General features: G+C 60.4%; 15 protein-coding genes and 2 tRNA genes. 2 read left to right on the forward strand and 15 right to left on the reverse strand.

The features are described 5' to 3' along the window. Nucleotides 1-171: 171 nt before the first annotated feature. The 5 genes from HMPREF2894_RS07075 to rpsB form a co-directional block, all read right to left on the reverse strand. Nucleotides 172-999 (reverse strand): phosphatidate cytidylyltransferase, encoded by an 828-nt coding sequence (locus HMPREF2894_RS07075; protein WP_246824075.1) that lies wholly within the window; start codon nucleotides 997-999, stop codon nucleotides 172-174. A gap of 87 nt (nucleotides 1,000-1,086) precedes the next feature. After that, a complete protein-coding gene (frr, locus tag HMPREF2894_RS07080; RefSeq protein ID WP_044150664.1) occupies nucleotides 1,087-1,644 on the reverse strand; it encodes a ribosome recycling factor in 558 nt (185 codons plus the stop codon). Nucleotides 1,645-1,938: 294 nt separating this feature from the next. Beyond that, on the reverse strand, nucleotides 1,939-2,682 hold the full coding sequence (gene pyrH, locus HMPREF2894_RS07085; RefSeq protein ID WP_049350194.1) for a UMP kinase: 744 nt from the start codon (nucleotides 2,680-2,682) through the stop codon (nucleotides 1,939-1,941). Nucleotides 2,683-2,877: 195 nt separating this feature from the next. Continuing rightward, entirely contained in the window at nucleotides 2,878-3,708 is an 831-nt protein-coding gene (tsf, locus tag HMPREF2894_RS07090; RefSeq protein ID WP_070678526.1) for a translation elongation factor Ts, read from the reverse strand. A gap of 154 nt (nucleotides 3,709-3,862) precedes the next feature. Next, nucleotides 3,863-4,660 (reverse strand): 30S ribosomal protein S2, encoded by a 798-nt coding sequence (gene rpsB, locus HMPREF2894_RS07095; RefSeq protein WP_005508818.1) that lies wholly within the window; start codon nucleotides 4,658-4,660, stop codon nucleotides 3,863-3,865. A gap of 724 nt (nucleotides 4,661-5,384) precedes the next feature. On the opposite strand from rpsB, the gene HMPREF2894_RS07100 reads away from it, so the two are divergent. Then, a complete protein-coding gene (locus tag HMPREF2894_RS07100) occupies nucleotides 5,385-5,825 on the forward strand; it encodes a M23 family metallopeptidase (RefSeq protein WP_070678728.1) in 441 nt (146 codons plus the stop codon). 131 nt (nucleotides 5,826-5,956) lie between these two features. On the opposite strand, the gene HMPREF2894_RS07105 is transcribed toward HMPREF2894_RS07100, so the two are convergent. From HMPREF2894_RS07105 to HMPREF2894_RS07150, 10 genes are all read right to left on the reverse strand, one after another. Continuing rightward, entirely contained in the window at nucleotides 5,957-8,203 is a 2,247-nt protein-coding gene (locus tag HMPREF2894_RS07105; RefSeq protein ID WP_070678529.1) for a flagellar motor protein, read from the reverse strand. A gap of 1 nt (nucleotide 8,204) precedes the next feature. Further along, the gene (locus tag HMPREF2894_RS07110; RefSeq protein WP_049341677.1) at nucleotides 8,205-9,254 is read right to left on the reverse strand and encodes a hypothetical protein; all 1,050 of its coding nucleotides are present in this window, start codon (nucleotides 9,252-9,254) and stop codon (nucleotides 8,205-8,207) included. Nucleotides 9,255-9,527: 273 nt separating this feature from the next. Further along, nucleotides 9,528-9,601: transfer RNA gene (locus tag HMPREF2894_RS07115), tRNA-Ile, on the reverse strand. 109 nt (nucleotides 9,602-9,710) lie between these two features. Beyond that, entirely contained in the window at nucleotides 9,711-10,916 is a 1,206-nt protein-coding gene (locus HMPREF2894_RS07120; RefSeq protein ID WP_070594106.1) for a glycosyltransferase, read from the reverse strand. A gap of 308 nt (nucleotides 10,917-11,224) precedes the next feature. Then, complete coding sequence (locus HMPREF2894_RS07125) at nucleotides 11,225-12,097, reverse strand: phage holin family protein (RefSeq protein WP_005508823.1); 873 nt, start codon at nucleotides 12,095-12,097, stop codon at nucleotides 11,225-11,227. Between the two features lie 665 nt (nucleotides 12,098-12,762). Then, nucleotides 12,763-12,835: transfer RNA gene (locus tag HMPREF2894_RS07130), tRNA-Asn, on the reverse strand. Nucleotides 12,836-13,050: 215 nt separating this feature from the next. Continuing rightward, nucleotides 13,051-15,177, reverse strand: a complete 2,127-nt coding sequence (gene dnaG / locus HMPREF2894_RS07135) for a DNA primase (RefSeq protein WP_070678534.1) — start codon at nucleotides 15,175-15,177, stop codon at nucleotides 13,051-13,053. A 134-nt stretch (nucleotides 15,178-15,311) separates the two neighbouring features. After that, the gene (dusB, locus tag HMPREF2894_RS07140; RefSeq protein WP_049355088.1) at nucleotides 15,312-16,478 is read right to left on the reverse strand and encodes a tRNA dihydrouridine synthase DusB; all 1,167 of its coding nucleotides are present in this window, start codon (nucleotides 16,476-16,478) and stop codon (nucleotides 15,312-15,314) included. A gap of 207 nt (nucleotides 16,479-16,685) precedes the next feature. Continuing rightward, on the reverse strand, nucleotides 16,686-17,663 hold the full coding sequence (locus HMPREF2894_RS07145; RefSeq protein ID WP_070678538.1) for a GNAT family N-acetyltransferase: 978 nt from the start codon (nucleotides 17,661-17,663) through the stop codon (nucleotides 16,686-16,688). A gap of 129 nt (nucleotides 17,664-17,792) precedes the next feature. Further along, a complete protein-coding gene (locus tag HMPREF2894_RS07150; protein WP_005507052.1) occupies nucleotides 17,793-19,172 on the reverse strand; it encodes a glycine--tRNA ligase in 1,380 nt (459 codons plus the stop codon). A gap of 232 nt (nucleotides 19,173-19,404) precedes the next feature. Between HMPREF2894_RS07150 and HMPREF2894_RS07155 the strand changes: the two genes are divergently transcribed. Then, nucleotides 19,405-19,620, forward strand: a complete 216-nt coding sequence (locus HMPREF2894_RS07155; protein WP_005508828.1) for an RNA-binding S4 domain-containing protein — start codon at nucleotides 19,405-19,407, stop codon at nucleotides 19,618-19,620. Nucleotides 19,621-19,896: the final 276 nt, after the last annotated feature.

Here is a 19,896-nt window from a genome sequence, read left to right on the forward strand (position 1 = left end):
TACCAATGCGCAGGCTACCTGGTGCAAGGTGGGCGGGCGGCGTCTTAGATATAGCCTTTTACGCCTCTATTCACCGGGTACAGCGAAAGCGGGCACAGCAAAGGCGGGGCGCCCCTCCCCCATTCGTGGGAAGAAACGCCCCGCCTCCATAAGCGATAAAAGGTTCAGGCTTTAGAGCGGCATAATAAACCGGAAAATCAGGCAACCAGCCGCCGCAGCGAAAAGAATCGAGTCCAGGCGATCCATCATGCCACCGTGACCGGGCAGGATATTCGACATGTCCTTCACACCCATACGGCGCTTGAACACGGACTCCACCAGGTCACCGGCAGTCGAAGCGACCACCATGACCGCCGCCAGCGGAATAGCCCAATACCAGGGCGAACCCATGACCGCCAAGGCGATAGCGCCAACAACCGCCGAGCCGACGAAGGAACCAGCCAGGCCCTCCCAGCTTTTCTTCGGGGAGATCTTCGGCGCCATCGGGTGCTTACCCCAATTCACACCGGCAATAAAGCCGAACGTGTCATTGCAGATGGCCATCAGCAGAATCATGAGGATGCCGCGCTCGCCGTGGTCCGTCTGGAAGTAGACCATGGCAATGCCCAGCATCAGCGGCACCCACAGCAGAGCCAGGGCGCTACCGCTCAAAGACTTACCCAGTGAGACCTGACGGTCAGCACGCACGAGAGCAGAAGAGAGCAGCAGCGCCAGCAGGCTCACCGCCAGGGCGATGCCCAGCCCGGTAAAACCGAACAGGAAAGACACCACCACAATTGCGCCAGACAGGGCACCCAGCAGGTATTCCGGGATGCCGTAGCCGCGGCGGGTATTGAGCACGTGCCCAATTTCCCAGGCGCCCAGGCCAGCCGCGGCAGCTGCAAGCGCCACAAAAATCGGCTGGTAAATCAGGCCCAGCACCAATAGCACGCCGAAACCGACGCCCACACTAATGGCGGCGGGCAGGTTACGGCCAGCTTTGGCGCTGCGCGACTTCACCGGCGTTGCAGCGGTCTGCGGGCTCGGCTGTGGAGCAGGCGGCGTGCCTCTCTCTTCTTTCGCTTCTTTGCGTGTACTCATTAGGGTTTAGACCTCGAGCAGTTCAGCTTCCTTGTGCTTGTACAGTGCGTCGACCTGGTCGATGTGCTTCTTGGTCTGTGCGTCCAGTTCCTTCTCAGCACGTGCGCCTTCGTCTTCACCGATTTCGCTGTCCTTGACCAGCTTGTCAATAGCGGTCTTAGCGTGGCGGCGAACGTTACGGATGGAGATACGAGCCTCTTCAGCCTTGTGGTTGACGAGCTTGGTGTATTCCTTACGGCGCTCAGCGGTCATTTCGGGCATGACAACGCGGATAGCTGCACCGTCGTTGCTGGGGTTAACACCCAGGTCGGAGTCACGCAGAGCCTTCTCAATAGCTGCCAGTGCGGTCACGTCGAAGGGAACGATCTTGACGGTACGTGCGTCCTCAACGTTGAAGGACACCAGCTGCTGCAGCGGGGTCGGCGCACCGTAGTACTCTGCGGTCAGGCCGCTGAAGATTGCGGGGTTCACACGACCGGTACGAACCTTAGCGAACTCAGTCTTGGTTGCTTCGATGGTCTTTTCCATCTTCTCGCCGGCTTCGGCAAGGATTTCTTCGATCACGAAAGGATCTCCTTTGTCGGTATTCTGGGGTACCAGAATTGTCGGTGGGTGCGCGTTCAGCCCTCACGGTTCCCTACCGGTTCGCGGCGCATCCGAGGCGAAAACCGTAAGGATAAGGCGAAGTCGACGGGAAAGAGGCAGAACGTCGTATTTGATATAAGTCTAGACGGTACCGGCGGGCATAAGCGAGTTTTAGCGCTTACTCGCGCGGTACCGTCCAGAATAAGTCCGCACCATCAGGCACGGTCACAGTGTGAGGGGGCATTCCATGCGCCCCAACCTAAAAATTAGGGGTTAGCGAGTAACGAGGGTACCCATCTTCTCGCCCAGGATTGCGCGGGTCACGTTACCGTCACCCTGCATACCGAACACGCGCATGGTCACGTTGTTGTCGCGGCACAGGGAGAACGCGGTCTGGTCCAGTACGCGGATGTTACGCTGCATTGCCTCATCGTAGGTGAGGTTGTACAGACGCTCAGCGTTGGGGTCCTTGTTCGGGTCAGCAGTGTAGATGCCGTCCACGCCGTTCTTAGCCACCAGAACCTCATCTGCGTGGATTTCCAGGGCGCGCTGAGCAGCCACAGTGTCGGTGGAGAAGTAGGGCAGACCCGCACCAGCACCGAAGATCACAACGCGGTCCTTCTGCATGTGGCGGATCGCGCGGCGAGGAATGTAAGTCTCAGCAACCTGCGGCATGGTGATAGCCGACTGAACGCGGGTGTCAATACCCTCCTGCTCCAGGAAGTCCTGCAGAGCCAGGGAGTTCATCACGGTGCCGAGCATACCCATGTAGTCTGCACGGGAGCGGTCCATACCTGCCTGAGAGAGTTCAGCGCCGCGGAAGAAGTTGCCGCCACCAATCACGATGGAGGTCTCAACTTCGCCAACGGTTGCGGCGATCTGCTTAGCGATGCTGCGCACGACCTCGGTAGAAATACCGACTTCACCGCCACCAAAAACCTCACCGGAAAGCTTGAGCAAAACGCGGCGGCGGCCGGTTTCGTCATGGTGAATCGGGTGCGAAATAGCTTCGGGCATGGTTCCTCCAGTGGCTTACCTAGGGGTTGTTATAGGTGATCGGGGCGGACTCCTGCCGCCTAGTCCTTATCAAGGATACAGCAAAGCCGGGTAGCCACCAGTGGTGACTACCCGGCTTCAGGCTATAATCCCAACCTCATACGACTTCCCTTACCGGGAACCCGCAATACGGGAGGGTAGAACTGCAACGAGTCCTTATGCGCCCACGCGGAAACGTGCGAACGCGGTAGCGGTTGCGCCAGCCTCGGACAGAACCTGTGCGACAGACTTCTTGGAGTCCTTCGCGAAGTCCTGATCGAGCAGGGTGTTCTCCTTGAAGAAGCCCTTCAGGCGACCCTCAACGATCTTGTCCAGAATCTTCTCGGGCTTGCCCTCAGCGATTGCGGTCTCGCGAGCAACGCGCTTCTCGGTCTCGATCTGGTCTGCGGGGATGGACTCGGAATCCAGGTACTTGGGGCTCATTGCAGCAATGTGAACTGCAACGTCGTGTGCGATCTCGTCGGTGTTCTCACCGGAGACAGCCAGCAGAACGCCAACCTGTGCGGGCAGGTCCTTGGAGGTCTTGTGCAGGTAAACTGCAACGTTCTCGCCCTCAACGCGTGCAACGCGGCGGACAACGATCTTCTCGCCGAGCAGTGCACCAGCGTCGGTGGTCAGCTCCTCAACGGTCTTGCCCTCGTAGGATGCAGCCTGCAGCTCTTCCAGGGTGGAAGCGTCAGCAGCAATAGCAGCCTCGAGCACGTTCTGGCCGAAAGCGATGAAGGGGTCGGACTTTGCCACGAAGTCGGTCTCGGAGTTGACCTCAACCATGTAGCCAACGCCGTTCTCAACGCGTGCAGCCACCAGGCCCTCAGCGGTTGCGCGACCCTCGCGCTTGGTGATGCCCTTCAGACCCTTAACGCGGATGATCTCGGCAGCCTTCTGCTGGTCGCCGTTAGCCTCGTCCAGAGCCTTCTTGACGTCGAGCATACCTGCGCCGGTCTTCTCGCGCAGTGCCTTGATGTCTGCTGCGGTGTAGTTCGCCATTGTGAACTCCTTGTGTTGCTGTAATAAATCGGGATGACATCCCGGTGGTACATATGGCGGACGGCGCCGCGCCCAGGTCAGGGCGGGCGCCGTCCGAACGTGGTCCCCGCGGGCGGGGGGCCACAAAGCATAAAGCTTAGTGGGCTAAGAAAGCTTACTTAGCTGCCTCTTCAGCCTGTGCAGCCTCGTGCTGCTCCAGGAGCTCGCGCTCCCAAGCTGCCATGGGCTCCTCAGCTGCTTCAGCCTTGCCGTTCTTCTTAGCGTTGCGCTCGATCAGGCCGGCTGCCACTGCGTCAGCAATCACGCGGGTGAGCAGGTTGACGGAGCGGATAGCGTCGTCGTTACCGGGGATCGGGAAAGCAACCTCGTCGGGGTCGCAGTTGGTGTCGAGGATAGCAACAACGGGGATGCCCAGCTTCTGAGCCTCGTTAACTGCCAGGTGCTCCTTCTTGGTGTCAACAACCCACAGGAGGGAGGGAACCTTGGACAGGTTGCGGATACCGCCGAGGGTCTTCTCGAGCTTCTCGAACTCGCGACGCATGAGGAGCAGTTCCTTCTTGGTGTAGCGAGAACCTGCTACATCGTCGAAGTCAATCTGCTCGAGTTCCTTCATGCGCTCAATGCTCTTGGAGATGGTGCTGAAGTTGGTCAGCATACCACCGAGCCAGCGGTGGTTCACGTAGGGCATGTTCACGCGGGTTGCCTGCTCAGCGATAACTTCCTGAGCCTGCTTCTTGGTACCCACGAACAGGATGTTGCCACCGTGTGCGACGGTCGACTTAACAGCCTCGTATGCCTTGTCGATGAAGGCGAGGGACTGCTGCAGGTCGATGATGTAGATGCCGTTGCGCTCGGTCAGGATGAAACGCTTCATCTTGGGGTTCCAACGGCGGGTCTGGTGACCGAAGTGAACGCCGGAGTCCAGCATTTCACGCATAGTTACGACGGGCATGTCGTCTCCTTTTTTGTGCCGCGCGGACCTCCCATTCGGGCTAGCCCAACGCGCGCATAGTAGTTATCAGTTTTTCCTGGCGGCGATTAGCGTTCACGGTTACCCGTTTAGCTCAGGCCCTAACCACCCCGTATGGGTGGACCGAAGGTCCCTTATCGGCTCCCCGTTTGAGGATGCCGCTCACGCCGCGCGTCGTCAGTGAAGCTGTGCGGCCCCCTCACAGAGGGAGAATACCCGCGCAGGCACACTGCAATACGACATTGTACCGTATATTCCGCGATTAATCCGCCGGATTGGGGTTAAAACCTGTGTAGGCGCGGCGGGTGTGTGCAGGGGCACTGTGGATAAAGGATTTTAAGGCGAAAACGGCGGGGTTATCCACAATTTTTCGTGAGGCGCTGCGGGGCGAGGCAATTCGTGATGTGCTCAGAAGATGAAGCAGAACATGAAGACATTAGCGACAACGCTACGGCACGCAACGCTGACGGCCTGCTGCCTGCTGGGTGCACTTGTGAGCGCAGGCGGGCAGGTCTACACGGGTGGGCAGGGTTATTTGGGCAGTCAGGGTTATTCGGGCTGGCTCAGTTTTACAGGCGGGGCTAGTTTTACTGACGGTGCCGCCTCAGGTGCACAAGCTCCCAGCAGCGCACACGTTCCCCACACCGTTGAGCTCACCGCGAGCCGACTACGCTACCGCTCCCCCACCGCCGAATCCAGACCGCGGGTGATCCATCCCTTTGAGAAGCCCGCCCAACGCTGGAGCGCAGGGCACCGCGGCGTAGACCTTGCCGTACCCGAGAACGACCGGCGCGTCTACGCACCGGCACCGGGAAAAGTGGTTTTCAGCGGCACGGTCGTCAACCGCAAAGTACTGGTCATTGCGCATCCGGATGGGCGGCGCAGCACCTTCGAACCCATGGACGAAGCACTACCGGTCGGCACCACGGTTGCAGCCGGTGAGGTAATCGGCACCGTCGCAGGCACGGCGGGCGGCAACAGCGAGCGCCCCTACCGGCGATGCTCCACCCCCTGCCTGTACTGGGGTGTACGACAGGGAGGCGCCCGCGGGGACGGCAGCGGCAAGGAAGCAGAGTATATCAACCCCATGAGCCTGCTGGGGTCGAAGAAACCTAGCATTCTGCTACCCGTGCCGGGCGGATATTAGGCGCGGGTATTAGCGCCGAGTATGAGCCGAACCAGATACAGCTGTGGCCCGTCACCTCCGGGGAAGGAGGCAACGGGCCACAGGAGCCAGCCTAAGTTGTGCCCACTAGCGTAGGTGCTAGAGGCAGCTACTTACTGGAGGACGTCACCGTCATCAGCACCGAACTGGTTCGGCTGTACAGGCTGTACAGGCTGTACAGGCTGGTTGGGCTGTGCAGGCTGCTGAGCAGTCTGACCGGGCTGAACCGGCTGAGCGGGCTGCTCAGTCGGAGGGATATACGCGGGCATTGCCTTGGTCGGTTCGTTCTCGCCGTAGTTCAGGCCGTGTTGCGGGGTGAACACCTGAGTCGGCGAATCATCACCCGCAGCGTAGGCGGTGTTCTGCGCCGGGTAGCCCCCCTGTGCCTGGTAACCGGGCTGAGCGGCATAGCCATTCTGAGCAGCGTAGCCGCCCTCGCCCTGTGCCTGGTAGCCGTTCTGCGCGTCAGCCTGGGTTGCGCCGTAACCGGTCGCAACACCCGCCGCCGCGCCCAGTGCCGCAGCCGAAGCGGCACGACGCTCACGGCCCTTCGCACGAGCCGCCGCAATCTTCTTGCGGAACAGGAAGAGCAGAATCAGGATGAGCAGTAGCAGACCCACAATAACCGCATCCACGATTACGTCAGTCATGCTCAGACCGGACACCGGAATAGTCAACGCGTTACCGCTAAACACACCGTTCTCACTCTTGACGCTCAGCTCGCCACCATTGACGGTGAACTGCACACCGGCACGCGCCAAATCATAGTTGAGGGTGTTCACCTTCTGCTGGTCCAGCGAGGAGAAGGTCGGTGCCTTGAAAGTGAGTTCGTAAGGAACACGGTAGTAGTTACCCAGCTTCTGAACGAGCTTAATATCCGGCTTCAGAGTGTAGTCACTGCCGAAGGGGTGGTAGCCACCGGGGCGGGTAACGGTCACCTTCGAATCGGGCAGGTATTCGTTCAGACGCTGGTTGAACTCGTTCTGATCCTTACCGCGAACCTTCACGCTCACAATGGTGGAGTCGCCGTCCTGACGGACCTCAGTCTCGTCATTGCTGCCGCCTGCGAAAACGTCCTTGAGCTTCTGCTCAGCACCCGCAACATCCTCGGTCGGGAATGCGTAGAGGAAACGCGCTTCCATGGAACCGTCCAGACCCAGGGAGGTAGCGACCTTCATGCTCTTCATCTCAATCTGACGTGAAGAAACACGGTCAACCGCGATGAGAGTACTGCTACCGCCCGAACGGGAGGAGCTAGCGCGACCCTCGGGGTCAACCATGTAGGACTTATCGTTGCTGTCCACGATGGTCAGGGTCAGGCCATCACCGCTCGGGGAGCACAGCAGCGCGCAGTCCAGCAGACCCGAAATCTTCTTCTGAACGGTGAAGTTATTATCCTTCGCCACTACCTCACGGCTAGCGGAGAGATCGGTACTACCTGCACCAAACAGCTTCTTGAGACCATTTCCCAAATCCTCAATCGAAGAAGCGCTAAAGGTCAGGGTACGGCCCACTTCTTCCTTCGCGCTGGCGGTCGATGCGGAAGGAGCGTATGCCTTCGCCTGCGAGGATTCCAGACCCTTCTTCAGCTCGGAGCCCTCAGGCTTGACCTGGTTCAGGTAGGCGTCGACCGCAGCGGCGGTCTCGGTGTTCATGATTTCCTTCGCAACGAAGGAGATGGCGACGTCATAACCGCCGTCCTTCTCCTTCACGTCAAGGATGACGTTACGGAAACCGCGGTCCTGAACATCCTTCGCGGAAATCTTAGACCCACCGGAGTTCTTCACTTCCTTCTCGCCAAACTTCACAGTGGTTTCATCACTACTGCTGAGAACGCTGTTCTTATTGGAAGCAGACACAACACCGTCCACTACCAGAGCTTCAGGAAGCCAGCCCAGCAGATCGCCCGAGCTGAAGTTTTCCTTCACCTGAATACCCTGCACCAGACCCTGGTCAGAGTTGACGATGCTAATCTGCGGCTTGATGTCGGAGCCCGAAGCCTTCAGCAGAGAGGTCACCTTGGAGTGGTACTCGTCCACGGAGGAGAAGGATACCTTGAAAGTCGCACGAGCCTTGTCACCCTCAGACTGAATACCTTCGTATTCCAGGCCCTCGGGCAGGTGCTTACGTACGGACGCATCCAGTGCCTGGGTTCCACCCTTAACCTTGTCCTGGTTATCCTTCATGTTGAAGGAAACCAGAATGGTGCGGGTACCCTTCTCAGCGCTCTCAAGGCCCAGCTGGGTCTCAATCTTTGCGCTGCAGGCGCTCAGAATCAGGGCGGCAATGGTCAACAGAACCGCCAGGAACATCCAGCGCTGACGAGTCGGCGCGCTCGGGGCGTGAGTCATCGCGTGCATACTAGGCTCCCATCAGGCGAATCGCCACGTAATAGACGACCATGGACGCCAGAACCCATGCGGTGCTCAGCGCCGCGTGCATGATAATCGGGGACTTCGCGAAGCGGCCCAGACGGTTCAGACCCAGATAGGTGAGAGCCTCACCCGAGAACACGGCGAAAGCAAGCACCAGGACTATGAGCATGGTCAGGAAGAACGCACCACCACCGCTACGGGTGAGGGTCAGGAAGAACACGAGCAGGTTCAGCACCAGGAACGAAGGAATCAGCGCCAGGGAAGACACCGACACGGCGTGCATACTCGCGGTGAAGGAGGTCGGCGCCTTACCGATACGCGCGGTCAGCTGCAGCTGCACACCGCGCAGAACCTGCACACCGAAGATTGCAAGAGCCATCAGCACGTACGCCAGAATCATGCGTCCGGTCGGCACGGCCTGTGCGGCGTAGGCACCACCGTAAGCGGCACCGCCTCGACCGCCGAACATGTAGCCCACCATGGACATCGCGATAACGGCAGCCAGGATAATCAGCTGGCTGAAGAAGAAGGCACCCACCAGCGCCTGCAGAGTCGTGGGAACAATCCAACCCCACGCACCGGCGGCAGAGATGCGGGCGTGCGCGGTCGCCGGGTTGCTGGAGAAAACGTCCAGGAACGCGTTCCAGGTAGCGCCCAGTGCCTTCACCGCCGGATGCGGTGCGCTCGGCGCATAGGTTGCCTGGCCGGGCTGACCGGGCTGCGCGGCCCCAGGCTGAGCAGTACCGGGCTGGGGTGCGGCGGCAGGCTGACCGGGCTGTGCGGGGGCTGCCTGAGCCTCAGCATTCGGCTGTGCATGAGCGCTCGCAGGAGTGGGCTGGGGTGCCTGCTGAGGCTGGACGGGCTGCTGAGGTGCTGCCGGTGCGGCAGGCTGAGCAGCATTACCCTGCTGGCTCGACTGCACGGGCTGCTGCGGCTGAGCAGGCAGCGAAGCATCCTGTGCGGGACGCGCGCCAGCATCGTAGCCGTAGCCCCCGGCGGCACCCTGCGACGGGTTGTTGGGAGTGTTCTCCGACATTGAGATCCTCTCGTATGGTGTGTGGAAGCAACACCTACCGGCTGAATCGGCATCTACCGGCGGCATCACACTGTCTTTCGTGACAAGACTCTTCAACCCTACCGTATTGAACGCTATGGTGCGTCTTCGTTCGTCATTTACTCATTTTCATCACCGTTGATGCATTCCATGCACGAAAATACGCGCCTCCGAGAGCATGACAAAAGAGCACGAAAAGAGGGCGCGAAAAAGCCCCGCCCGCCGACAAGTGGGTGAAGTCGACGGGCGGGGCCGTAGGGAGTGCGGGGCTCGAACCCGCGACCAAGGGATTATGAGTCCCCTGCTCTAACCGGCTGAGCTAACTCCCCATCCGGTGCAGTGACGGCGCGCAATGGACGCCAGCACCATCCTCTAGAGTACCTGAACGGTGACTGAGAACGAAAAACGCTCAATCCGCCGCCCAGGGGCTAGAGAAGCTTAGCGGCGCGAATCCAGGTAACGCTGGTACGGAGCGTCGCTCACGTACAGTTCCTCGAAGGTGCGCCAGGTGTTCTCAGCGCTGTGGAAGCCCACGATGCGGCGGGACTCACGACCCATCTGCTCACGCTCAGCAGCGGGCAGGGAGAGCACAGCCTCCAGCTTCTTCGCCAAATCCTGAGCGTTATTGGGTTCGAAGAGGTAGCCGTTCACACCGTCCTCCACCAGGTGCGGCAGAGCCAGCGCGTTCGCGAGCACCACGGGGGTGGAGGCGCTCATCGCCTCCAGGGAAACCAGGGACTGCAGTTCGGCGGTACCGGGCTGGCAGAACACATCAGCCATCTGGTACACCTCGGGCAGATGCTCCTCCGGAACGAAGCCGCGGAAAATCACGCGGTCGGACACGCCGCAATCGTGCGCCTTCTGTTCGAGAGCTTCACGCAGCTCGCCGCCACCGGCGATATCCAGCACCACGTGCTCGAGAGTATCCGGCAGCAGGGAGAGCGCCTCGATGAGCACGTCCACGTTCTTCTCTTCAGCCAGGCGGCCCACGAAGGCGATACGCAGCTCACCGGGAACCTTGCCGGCGTCAGCACCCTCAGCCAGCTCGTAGTCGCTGATCTCAATACCGTTAGAAACCGGCATGACGGGGCGATCAAAATGACCCAGGTCGCGCATCGCATCCGCACCAATCTGGGTGGGGGTGGTAACGACCGCGGTCTTGGAGAAGCAGAAACGCATATCCTTCCAGGTTGCCTTCTCAATCACGCGCTTCACGGGAGAGGGGAAGGGCAGGAACGGATCAAGGTTCGCGGGCATGAAGTGGTTGGTGGCGATAACACGAATACCTCGGCGCTTCGCCTGGAAAATCAGGGCGCGGCCAATAATGTAGTGGCACTGCACGTGCACCACGTCCGGGCGCACCTCGTCGAGAATCGCGCCGACCTCGGACCAAATCTCCCAAGGCAGGCAGATGCGGTTCGTCTCATGGGTCGGGGGCAGGTGCGAGCGCAGGCGGTGCTCCACGATGCCGCCTTCTACTTCGGTGCGGTAGCTGGGGCCGGGGATGGGGCTGGCTGCGACTACGTGTACGGAGTGGCCGCGCTTGAGCATGGAGGTGGCGAGGCGGTGACCGAATTGTGCCGCACCGTTGATGTCCGGCGGGTAGGTTTCTGCGCCAATCAGAATCGTCTTTGCCTGTTCCATGACGGGGCTCCTCATCGGGGTGTAGTGTGTCGGTGACTTTGGGGGTTCGGGTGCGACGGTGCGCCGCTTCTACCTCTGCCTGCCGCGTGAACCGGGTGGGTCCAGTACGTACAGCACTTGTCTATTCTACCTGTGAGCTGCGTCCTTCTCCGACTTGTGGCCGGGGCCTTTGGCTGGGAGTTGCCTCTAAACCTCACGTTGAGGCTGGAGCCTGCGCCCTGCCCGTAGACGCACAAACGCCCCGATACGAGTATCGGGGCGTTTAGACGCTTGGCGTTAACCGGTGCCGGTTGAGCGGCGAACAGTGTTTAGCGGCGAACCAGGCGGTTCAGGAAGTGCAGGACGGTTGCAATGGATGCGCCCAGTGCTGCGAAGGACTTCCAGCGTGCCTGCAGAACCTCGGGCTTGCGCACGTTCTCTGCCAGGCCGCGGCCGGTAGCTGCTGCACCTGCGGCAACCTCGGAGGGCACTGCCTTGAGAGCGTCCAGAGCCTGCTGGGTGTTGTTCTGAACGTCGCCGGTGTAGGACTGCAGGTCGTCGCGCAGGGCTGCCAGATGCTGGCGACGCTCTGCGGTGCGCTGCTTGAGCTCTTCGAAGGTCGGCGGCTTGGGCTCTTCCTCACCGCGTGCCTTGCGCTCTTCAGCTTCCTGACGTGCGCGTTCTGCTGCCTCTTCAGCTTCCTTAGCCTTCTGCTCAGCGCGCTCTGCCTGTTCCTTCTTCAGGCGCTCAGCGGACATAGCGGTACCTTCCTTGAGTACGCCGAGGTCGAAGAGCAGACCGAAGATTGCGGATTCGGGCTTGAACGGCAGCTGAGCCTTAACCTTCTTCAGACCGACCAGGGCGCAGATTGCCAGGACGATGAGGAAGATGAGGGCGAAGACCAGCGCGGATGCCCAGTAGGGCATGACGGTGCCGAGGCCGAGGATTGCTGCGGCGACCAGCGCAATGATCAGGAACAGACCGAAGACTGCTGCGACGCCGAAGAAGGCTGCGCCCTTACCAACGGCGATGCCCTTGGTCTTCAGCTCGTGCTTTGCAATCTGGATTTCGTCCTTGACCTGGCTGGGTCCGAGGGTCTTGAAGGTTTTGCCAGCGTCGATGATGTTCGCGACGCCGGACTTAATCCCGCTAATGCCAGCAAAGAAACGCTTAGGTGCCTTGGGATTAGTAGTAGTGGTCATGACCACCTCTCCGTGACGTGTTTTTGGAGGCTTCTTTTTCGCACTCCACCTCCTATAGTTTAGCCCCTTATGATACCTCCGCGTGACCGTTTGGGCGGGGGTTTGCACTATCTCTTCAGGTATTTTCGACTTTCTGGAGGTTGTGTTGAGCTGCAGGCGTAGGTTTCTGGGTTTGGTTGCGCCTGTGGATTTGCTCTGGAGTAGGCGTAAGAGGATGCCGATGCGCCGCTCCCCCGTTACGCGCCGAGTGGGCGTGTGGTTGATGTGGGCGAGGAACTTCTCTGTGCGTTAGACTTCACATTTTTGCAGGGTGAAGTATCTTTGCCTCGCCGGGGGCGTAAGCCCGAGGAGTTACTCATTCACGACTTGGAGAGAACGTTCCGACTGGACTCGATACAGCGGGGTGACGGTTTTTCCGAGCGCGCGAGGAAGTAAAAACCGTTATCCCGCCGAGGGCGTAAGCCCGAGGGGTTGCTGGTTCACGACTTGGGGAGAACGTTCCGACTGGACTCGAACTAGCGAGGCGAAGATTTTCCGAGCGCGCGAGGAAACAAAAATCTTTGCCTCGCCGAGGGCGCAAGCCCGAGGGGTTACTGGTTCGAGTCAGAGGAACGTATATAGCAAGAATCCCCAGGGCGGAGCCCTGAGGATTCTTGCTTTATGCGCTCCCCCGACTGGACTCGAACCAGTAACCCTTCGATTAACAGTCGAATGCTCTGCCAATTGAGCTACGGGGGATTATTTTGTTTTCGTTGCTGGTTTCCCTTGCAACGAGTAATAACTATACCGGGGCTGTTTGGGCTCCGCAACTTGAAATGCTATGAAGTGCATCACTTTTGGGGTGTGTGGTTGGTTTGGGTGGTGAGGGAGGCTTCTACCCCGCGGTATTCCCCGGCAACCTGCAGAACACAGGACATTCGGCAGGTAGCCGGGGCGTTCACAAGGAACCGTACTTAGCCGCGCTGTGCGCTGAGCTGGCGGCGGCGCATTTCCAGCTCGAGGAGCTGACGCTGTACCGCTTCGAACTCTTCGTCGTCGGGGTTTGCGCTGAGCTGCTCTAGGCGCATCATCAGGTCGGATTTTTGGCGGGCAATCTGCTGTTCAAACAGGGCATTGAGTGCGCCAGTCACAAAACCGGGCAGACGCTCAGCGCTGCTGACCGGTAGCGGTGAGACGGCGAGCTCCGCGATGGCGGGATGTACGCCCTCCACAGCGCCGGAGCGCACGCAGTTAATCCATTCGATGCCGGGGGTGGGCGCCATGACGGTTGCCGCGTGAATAATGCCGGCGGCCACCTCACGGTGGGTGCGGTAGCGGAACTGCACGGTGGCGAGGTTACGCCACTGTTCCACACTGATGAGCTCGGGGTGCTGCAGGGCAATCTCGAGCGCCGCCTTTTCGAGGCGGGCAACCGGGTCGCGCGGGTCGGGGGTGAGGAATTCCTCGACGGCGGGGGCGGTCACCTCCGGCTGGGGTGCGGCGGGCTGAATGCTGCTCGGCGGGTGCGCGGCAGCGTTCTGACCGGCGTAGGCACTGGGTGCGGCGTGGTCTTCTGGTGGCGGTGCGTCGTAGGCGGGGTCGTAGGGCGCGTCAGCATGAACTGCGCCCTGAGCACCCGCGTAACCCGGCGCGCCCACGTAACCCTGAGCGCCCGCATAGCCCGGCGTGCCCGGCACTCCCTGCGGCCCCTCGTTCAGACGCTCGTAACGCGGCGCGGCTGCGGGAGCCTCCGCCTGCTGGGAGCGAGAAAGCTTCGGGTGGTTCTGCGCATATGCCACGGCACGCTGAATCTCGTCAAGCTCCAGACCGAGCTGACCGGATACCTTACGCATGTAGGCGGGGCGCAAGTCGCGGTCCCTGATGCCGGCAATAATCGGGGCGATAGCGCGCATCGCCAGCACACGGCCCTCAAGGGTCGCCAAATCGTACTTGGCGAGGGTCGAATCAATCGCAAACTCGAAGAGCGGGCGGCGCGAAGCGATCAGCGAGCGCACGGCGGCGTCGCCCTTGTGTAGGCGCAGGTCGCAGGGGTCCATGCCGTTCTCGGCAACCGCCACGAAGGTCTGCGCGACGAAGCGCTGGTCCTCCTGGAAGGCGGCCATGGCGGCTTTCTGGCCTGCGGCGTCGCCGTCGAAGGTGAAGATGATTTCGCCGCCGGAGCCGTCGTCGGTAATCATGCGGCGCACCATCTTGATGTGGCCGGGACCGAACGCGGTGCCGCAGGTGGCAACGGCGGTGGTGATGCCGGCGAGGTGTGCCGCCATGACGTCCGTGTAGCCTTCCACGATGACGACCTGCTTGGTCTTGGTCATATCGCGTTTTGCCAGGTCAATGCCGTAAAGCACCTGGGATTTCTTGTACAGCTGCGTCTCGGGGGTGTTCAGGTATTTGGGGCCCTGGTCGTCGTCGAAGAGGCGGCGGGCACCGAAGCCGATGGTTTCACCGGCGATGGTGCGGATCGGCCAGATGATGCGGCCTCGGAAGCGGTCGTACAGGCCTCGGTTGCCCTCTGAGAACATGCCGGTCGCCTTCAGCTCCTCGTCCGTGAAACCCTGGGAGCGAAGGTGCTTGAGCAGGTGGTCCCAGCCGCGCGGGGCGTAGCCGACACCGAACTTGCGGGTTGCGGCGGGATCGAAACCGCGGGCGCCGAGGAAGCGCTGCGCCTCCTGAGCATCAGCGCTGTAGAGGTTGCGTTCAAAGAACTCGGCGGCAATCTTGTGCGCGTCGAGCAGGCGGCGGCGCATACCCGCCTCGTAGCGGTCGCCGGGCTTACCGCCCTCGTAGTGCAGGGTGTAACCAATACGGGCGGCTAGACGCTCCACCGTCTCAACGAAGCTGGTGTGTTCCATCGCCATGACGAAGGAGTACACGTCACCGGATTCACCGCAGCCGAAGCAGTGGTACGAACCGACCTGCGGGCGCACATTGAAGGAGGGCGTGCGCTCGTCGTGGAACGGGCACAGCCCCTTGAAGGTGCCTATACCGGCGCTTTTGAGGCTCACATAGCCTTCAATGATTTCGCGGATATCGGTACGGGCGCGGACTTCATCAATGTCTTCTTTGCGGATTAATCCAGCCATAAACTCAATTCTACGGTGAGGGTCAACAGGTAGCGCCTGCAGGCGTTATGGGCACGGGAAATAACGCACGAACAGGCGTAAAAAGGATGTGCCGCGACGCGCAAACAGCACGCCGCGGCACACAAGTCAGGTGTTTAGCCGCCGGAAATATCCAGCTCAGCCTCCGCCAGGCCCAGACGCTCAGCGTCCCCCAGGATGCGCGAATCCAGCCAGCCATCGGGCAGGTGCGGTTGCTTGGGGCTACCGGCGCGACCGCGCGAACCCTCCACAGCGGCACCCGGGTAACCAATCGAGTGGTCCAGCTGAGCAATCAGCTCACGGAACGTCGCCAGGTCGGGCACCTGAGCCATCTTCGCGCGCAGCTCACCGCCAACCGGGTAACCCTTGAAGTACCACGCCACGTGTTTGCGGATCTCGCGCAGGCCTCGGGTCTCATCGCCGAAGGTTTCCACCAGCAGTTCTGCGTGGCGGTAAATCATGTCCGACACCTCAGTCAGGGTCGGGCGGATACGCTCCGACGAACCCTCAAACGCATTCTGCAGGTCGCCAAACAGCCACGGGCGACCCTGGCAACCGCGACCAATCACGACGCCGTCCACGCCGGTCTGCTCAACCATGCGCACCGCATCCTCGGCGGAGAAAATATCGCCATTACCCAGGATCGGCACATCCGGAATCAGCTCACGCAGCTGCGCAATCGAATCCCAGTCCGCCTTACCCGAATAATGCTGAGCTGCAGTACGACCGTGCAGAGCAATCGCCGCAACACCGGCATCACGCGCAATCTTGGCGGACTCCAAGAACGTAATGTGGTCATCGTCGATGCCCTTACGCATCTTAATAGTCAGCGGAATATCATTGCGGGACGCCTCCTTCACCGCGGTCTGCACAATCGCAGTGAACAGGTCAGTCTTCCAGGGCAGAGCGGCACCGCCACCGCGGCGAGTCACCTTAGGAGCCGGGCAGCCAAAGTTCAAGTCAATGTGGTCGGCACGGTCCTCTTCAACGACCATGCGCACAGCCTTACCGACGTTGACCGCGTCCACACCGTAAATCTGGATAGAGCGGATCTTCTCGTCCGGGTCATGCTCAATAATGCGCATGGACTCGGGCTTACGCTCCACCAGGGCGCGCGCAGTCACCATTTCGGTAACGTACAGGCCGCCGCCATATTCACTGCAGAGGCGGCGGAAAGCCTTATTGGTCACGCCAGCCATCGGGGCGAGAACCACGGGAGTATCAACGGTCAGATTGCCCAGTTTCAGGGGCGGAAGGGTAAGACGGGGTGCTTCAGAATTCACCCCTATATTGTGGCATATGGGGGCAAATCGAGAACCGGACTCAGCTGAGGGGGTACAGGAGCGCAGTGCAAGCTCAGCAACCGTGGGGAGGCGCAGGTACGCGAGAGGGGCGGAGGAGCATTCCACTTCCCCGCCCCTTCAGCAAGAGTCAGCCAGCAGGCTCGATACCGAGAATCTACTTGGCAACCTACGAACCTACTAAAGAATCTACTCAGTCACGTAAATATAGGTCGGGTCACCCTCCACCGAGGCAGTGCCGGCACGCAGCAGCACGTCGGTCACCTGAACCAGCGCCTCCATGGCGTCGTCAACCTCAACCAGCACCGGGTACTTAGCGCTCAGCAGGGACAGCACCTGCATAATCGCCTCCACGGCACCCTCATTATCGAAGTCGTAACCCAGCAGCAGTTCGGTGGCGGTGTTCTCATTCACCAGCGCCGCCTCTGGGTCAGTCTCGAAGGGGTGGTAGCTCACCGCAAACGCCGCAATCGGGCCCTTCTTACCCTCGGCAGCAGCCTCACGAATATGGTCACGAAGCACCACGGCACCAAAGGCACGCACCTCATCCGAGAGGAAGTAGCGGTTCACGGTGCCCAAACCCACCTCGGCGGGAACATCCCACTCGTGGGCGCGGCGGTAGAAATCCCACAGCGCGGCTGTCAGCTCAACCGAACCGGTCGCCAAATCCTCAATCGCCTGAGTCTCGTTACCGTCAGCGTCCTCACGCAAAGACACCGGAGGAATCGCACCCGGCTCCACACGTACCATACGGGAACGCTGAATCAGCTTCATACCAGCAGCATGCGCAAACTCCTCACCGTCACTAAACGGCGACAGCTTCACGCGCAGAGCAGTGGTCTGACCGTGCGCAGCCGCAATCTCACGTAGCGCATTCAACAGGGCAGTACCAATACCCTGACGGCGGTGATCAGCTGCGACCTCCACATACGACCACAAACGCGTCGGATGCAGCAGCGAAGCAACCACAGTACCCGCAGCCACCGGCACACCAGAAACAGTCACCACCAGGGTGCGGCTAAACGGCGCGTCACTGTCCGGGCCGAAAAGGCCACGCTGGCGCTCCTCAACCTCATTGCGGGCAGAGTTCCAAATCTCAAGCAGGGCAAGGTCATCACCCTCCTGCCAAGGACGAATCTCAAATTTTTCGCTGAGGCGTTCAGCCATATCCGTGCACCTTTCCTTCGCTCGCGTCAAACGTGCCAATCAGTCTAACCAGGGTAGCCCAAATACACGACGGCGGGTAGCCTCTTTCGCTACTAAGAGGCTACCCGCCGACCATGTTATAAATTATTTTTAGCCTGCCAGGCGTGCAGCCAGGTAAGACTTCACCTGATCCAGAGCCACACGCTCCTGGTTCATGGTGTCACGCTCGCGGATGGTCACAGCCTGATCCTCAAGAGTGTCAAAGTCCACGGTGATGCAGAACGGGGTACCGATCTCATCCTGGCGGCGGTAACGGCGACCAATAGCGCCCGCCTCATCGTAGTCCACGTTCCACAGGCCACGCAGCTCATTCGCCAGCTTAGTTGCCGGCTCAGACAGTTCAGCCTTCTTCGACAGCGGCAGAACAGCAGCCTTCACCGGTGCCAGGCGCGGATCAAGCTTCAGCACGACGCGCTTGTCCACGCCACCCTTAGTGTTCGGTGCCTCATCCTCGACGTACGCGTCAACAAGGAACGCCATCATGGAGCGGGTCAGACCGAAGGACGGCTCAATCACGTACGGTACGTAACGCTCACCGGTAGCCTGGTCGAAGTACTCAAGCTTCGCGTTGGAGTGCTCATTGTGCACGCCCAGGTCGTAATCGGTACGGTTCGCAACGCCCATCAGCTCGCCCCACTCGGAACCCTGGAAGCCGAAGCGGTACTCAACGTCAATAGTGCCAGCCGAGTAGTGTGCACGCTCCTCCTTAGGAACGTCGAAGCGGCGCATGTTATCCGGGTTAATACCCAGGTCAACGAACCAGTTCCAGCAGTCCTCAACCCACTCATTGAAGTACTTATCAGCGTCATCAGGGTGCACAAAGTACTCAATTTCCATCTGCTCGAACTCACGAGTACGGAAAATAAAGTTACCGGGAGTGATCTCGTTACGGAACGACTTACCAATCTGGCCAATACCGAACGGCGGGCGCTTACGAGAAGCAGTGACCACATTGTTGAAGTTCACGAAAATACCCTGAGCGGTCTCCGGGCGCAGGAAGTGCAGACCCTCCTCATTATCAACCGGGCCCAGGTAGGTCTTCATCAGACCGGAGAAGTTCTGCGGCTCAGTCCACTCACCACGAGTACCGCAGTTCGGGCAAGCAATCTCTTCCATGCCCTCAGCCGCGCGGCCCTTCTTCGCCTCAAAGTTCTCCAGCAGGTGATCCTGACGCAGACGCTTGTGGCACGACAGGCACTCAACCAGCGGGTCGGTGAAGGTCGCCACGTGACCGGACGCCTCCCACACCGCACGAGGCAGAATAACAGAGGAGTCCAGGCCAACCATGTCCGCACGAGAGCGGACGAAACGCTGCCACCACTGCTGACGGATGTTTTCCTTCAGCTCTGCACCGAGGGGGCCGTAGTCCCATGCGGAGCGGGAACCGCCGTAAATTTCACCGGCCTGGAAAACAAAGCCGCGGCGCTTCGCAAGCGCAATAACGTTATCGAGGGTGGACTTTTCAGCCATAGTTACTCCTTCTGCCCCGCCACCGGCTGTGACGTGCGTGAGTTCGGGTTCATAAGGGACGCAACCCAGAACGGGGCGCCCGTATTCGCGCTCATCGGCGCAATATACACACTTTTTGATGCAAGACACTAGGGTACCATCACCACCCCACCCCTGGGTATGCCTACCCGACCCACCACTCCCCCATTTTTGCCGGACGCCAGTATGCACCCGGCGGGATAAACTAGGAAGCATGGAAGAAATTTTTATTCGCGACGATATGATCCGCCTCGGCCAGTTCCTCAAGCTCGCCAACCTCGTAGAGGACGGCGCGCAGGCACGCGAGGTCATTCAGCACGGCCTGGTAAAGGTCAACGGCGACATTGAGGAAGCACGCGGCAAGCAGCTGCACCCCGGCGACACCGTCACCTTCAACGGCGTGACCGTGAAGGTTGCGCACGAGGACTAGTCCTCTCTCTGCTTGGTTAGGGCTACAGGCGAGGGGCAGTGACCGTCCTCGTTCCTCCCCTCACTAAGCAGGGGCGGGGCGCCGCATATTTCCTCCGCGCCTACGCAGGGGCACCCGTCACCCGGACGCTCCGCTCCCTCCTTGCTTCGCTGCGGAGAGCGTCCGGGCTGACACCCTGAGGGCGCATCCGGAAAACGCGGCCGCACCCGCACAGTACCCCAGCGCGGAAAGGCGGTATCGTCCGAAGTGACATCAGGGTGCCCGAAGCGAAGCGAG

Source organism: Rothia sp. HMSC066G02, assembly GCF_001813145.1.
Lineage (GTDB): Bacteria > Actinomycetota > Actinomycetes > Actinomycetales > Micrococcaceae > Rothia.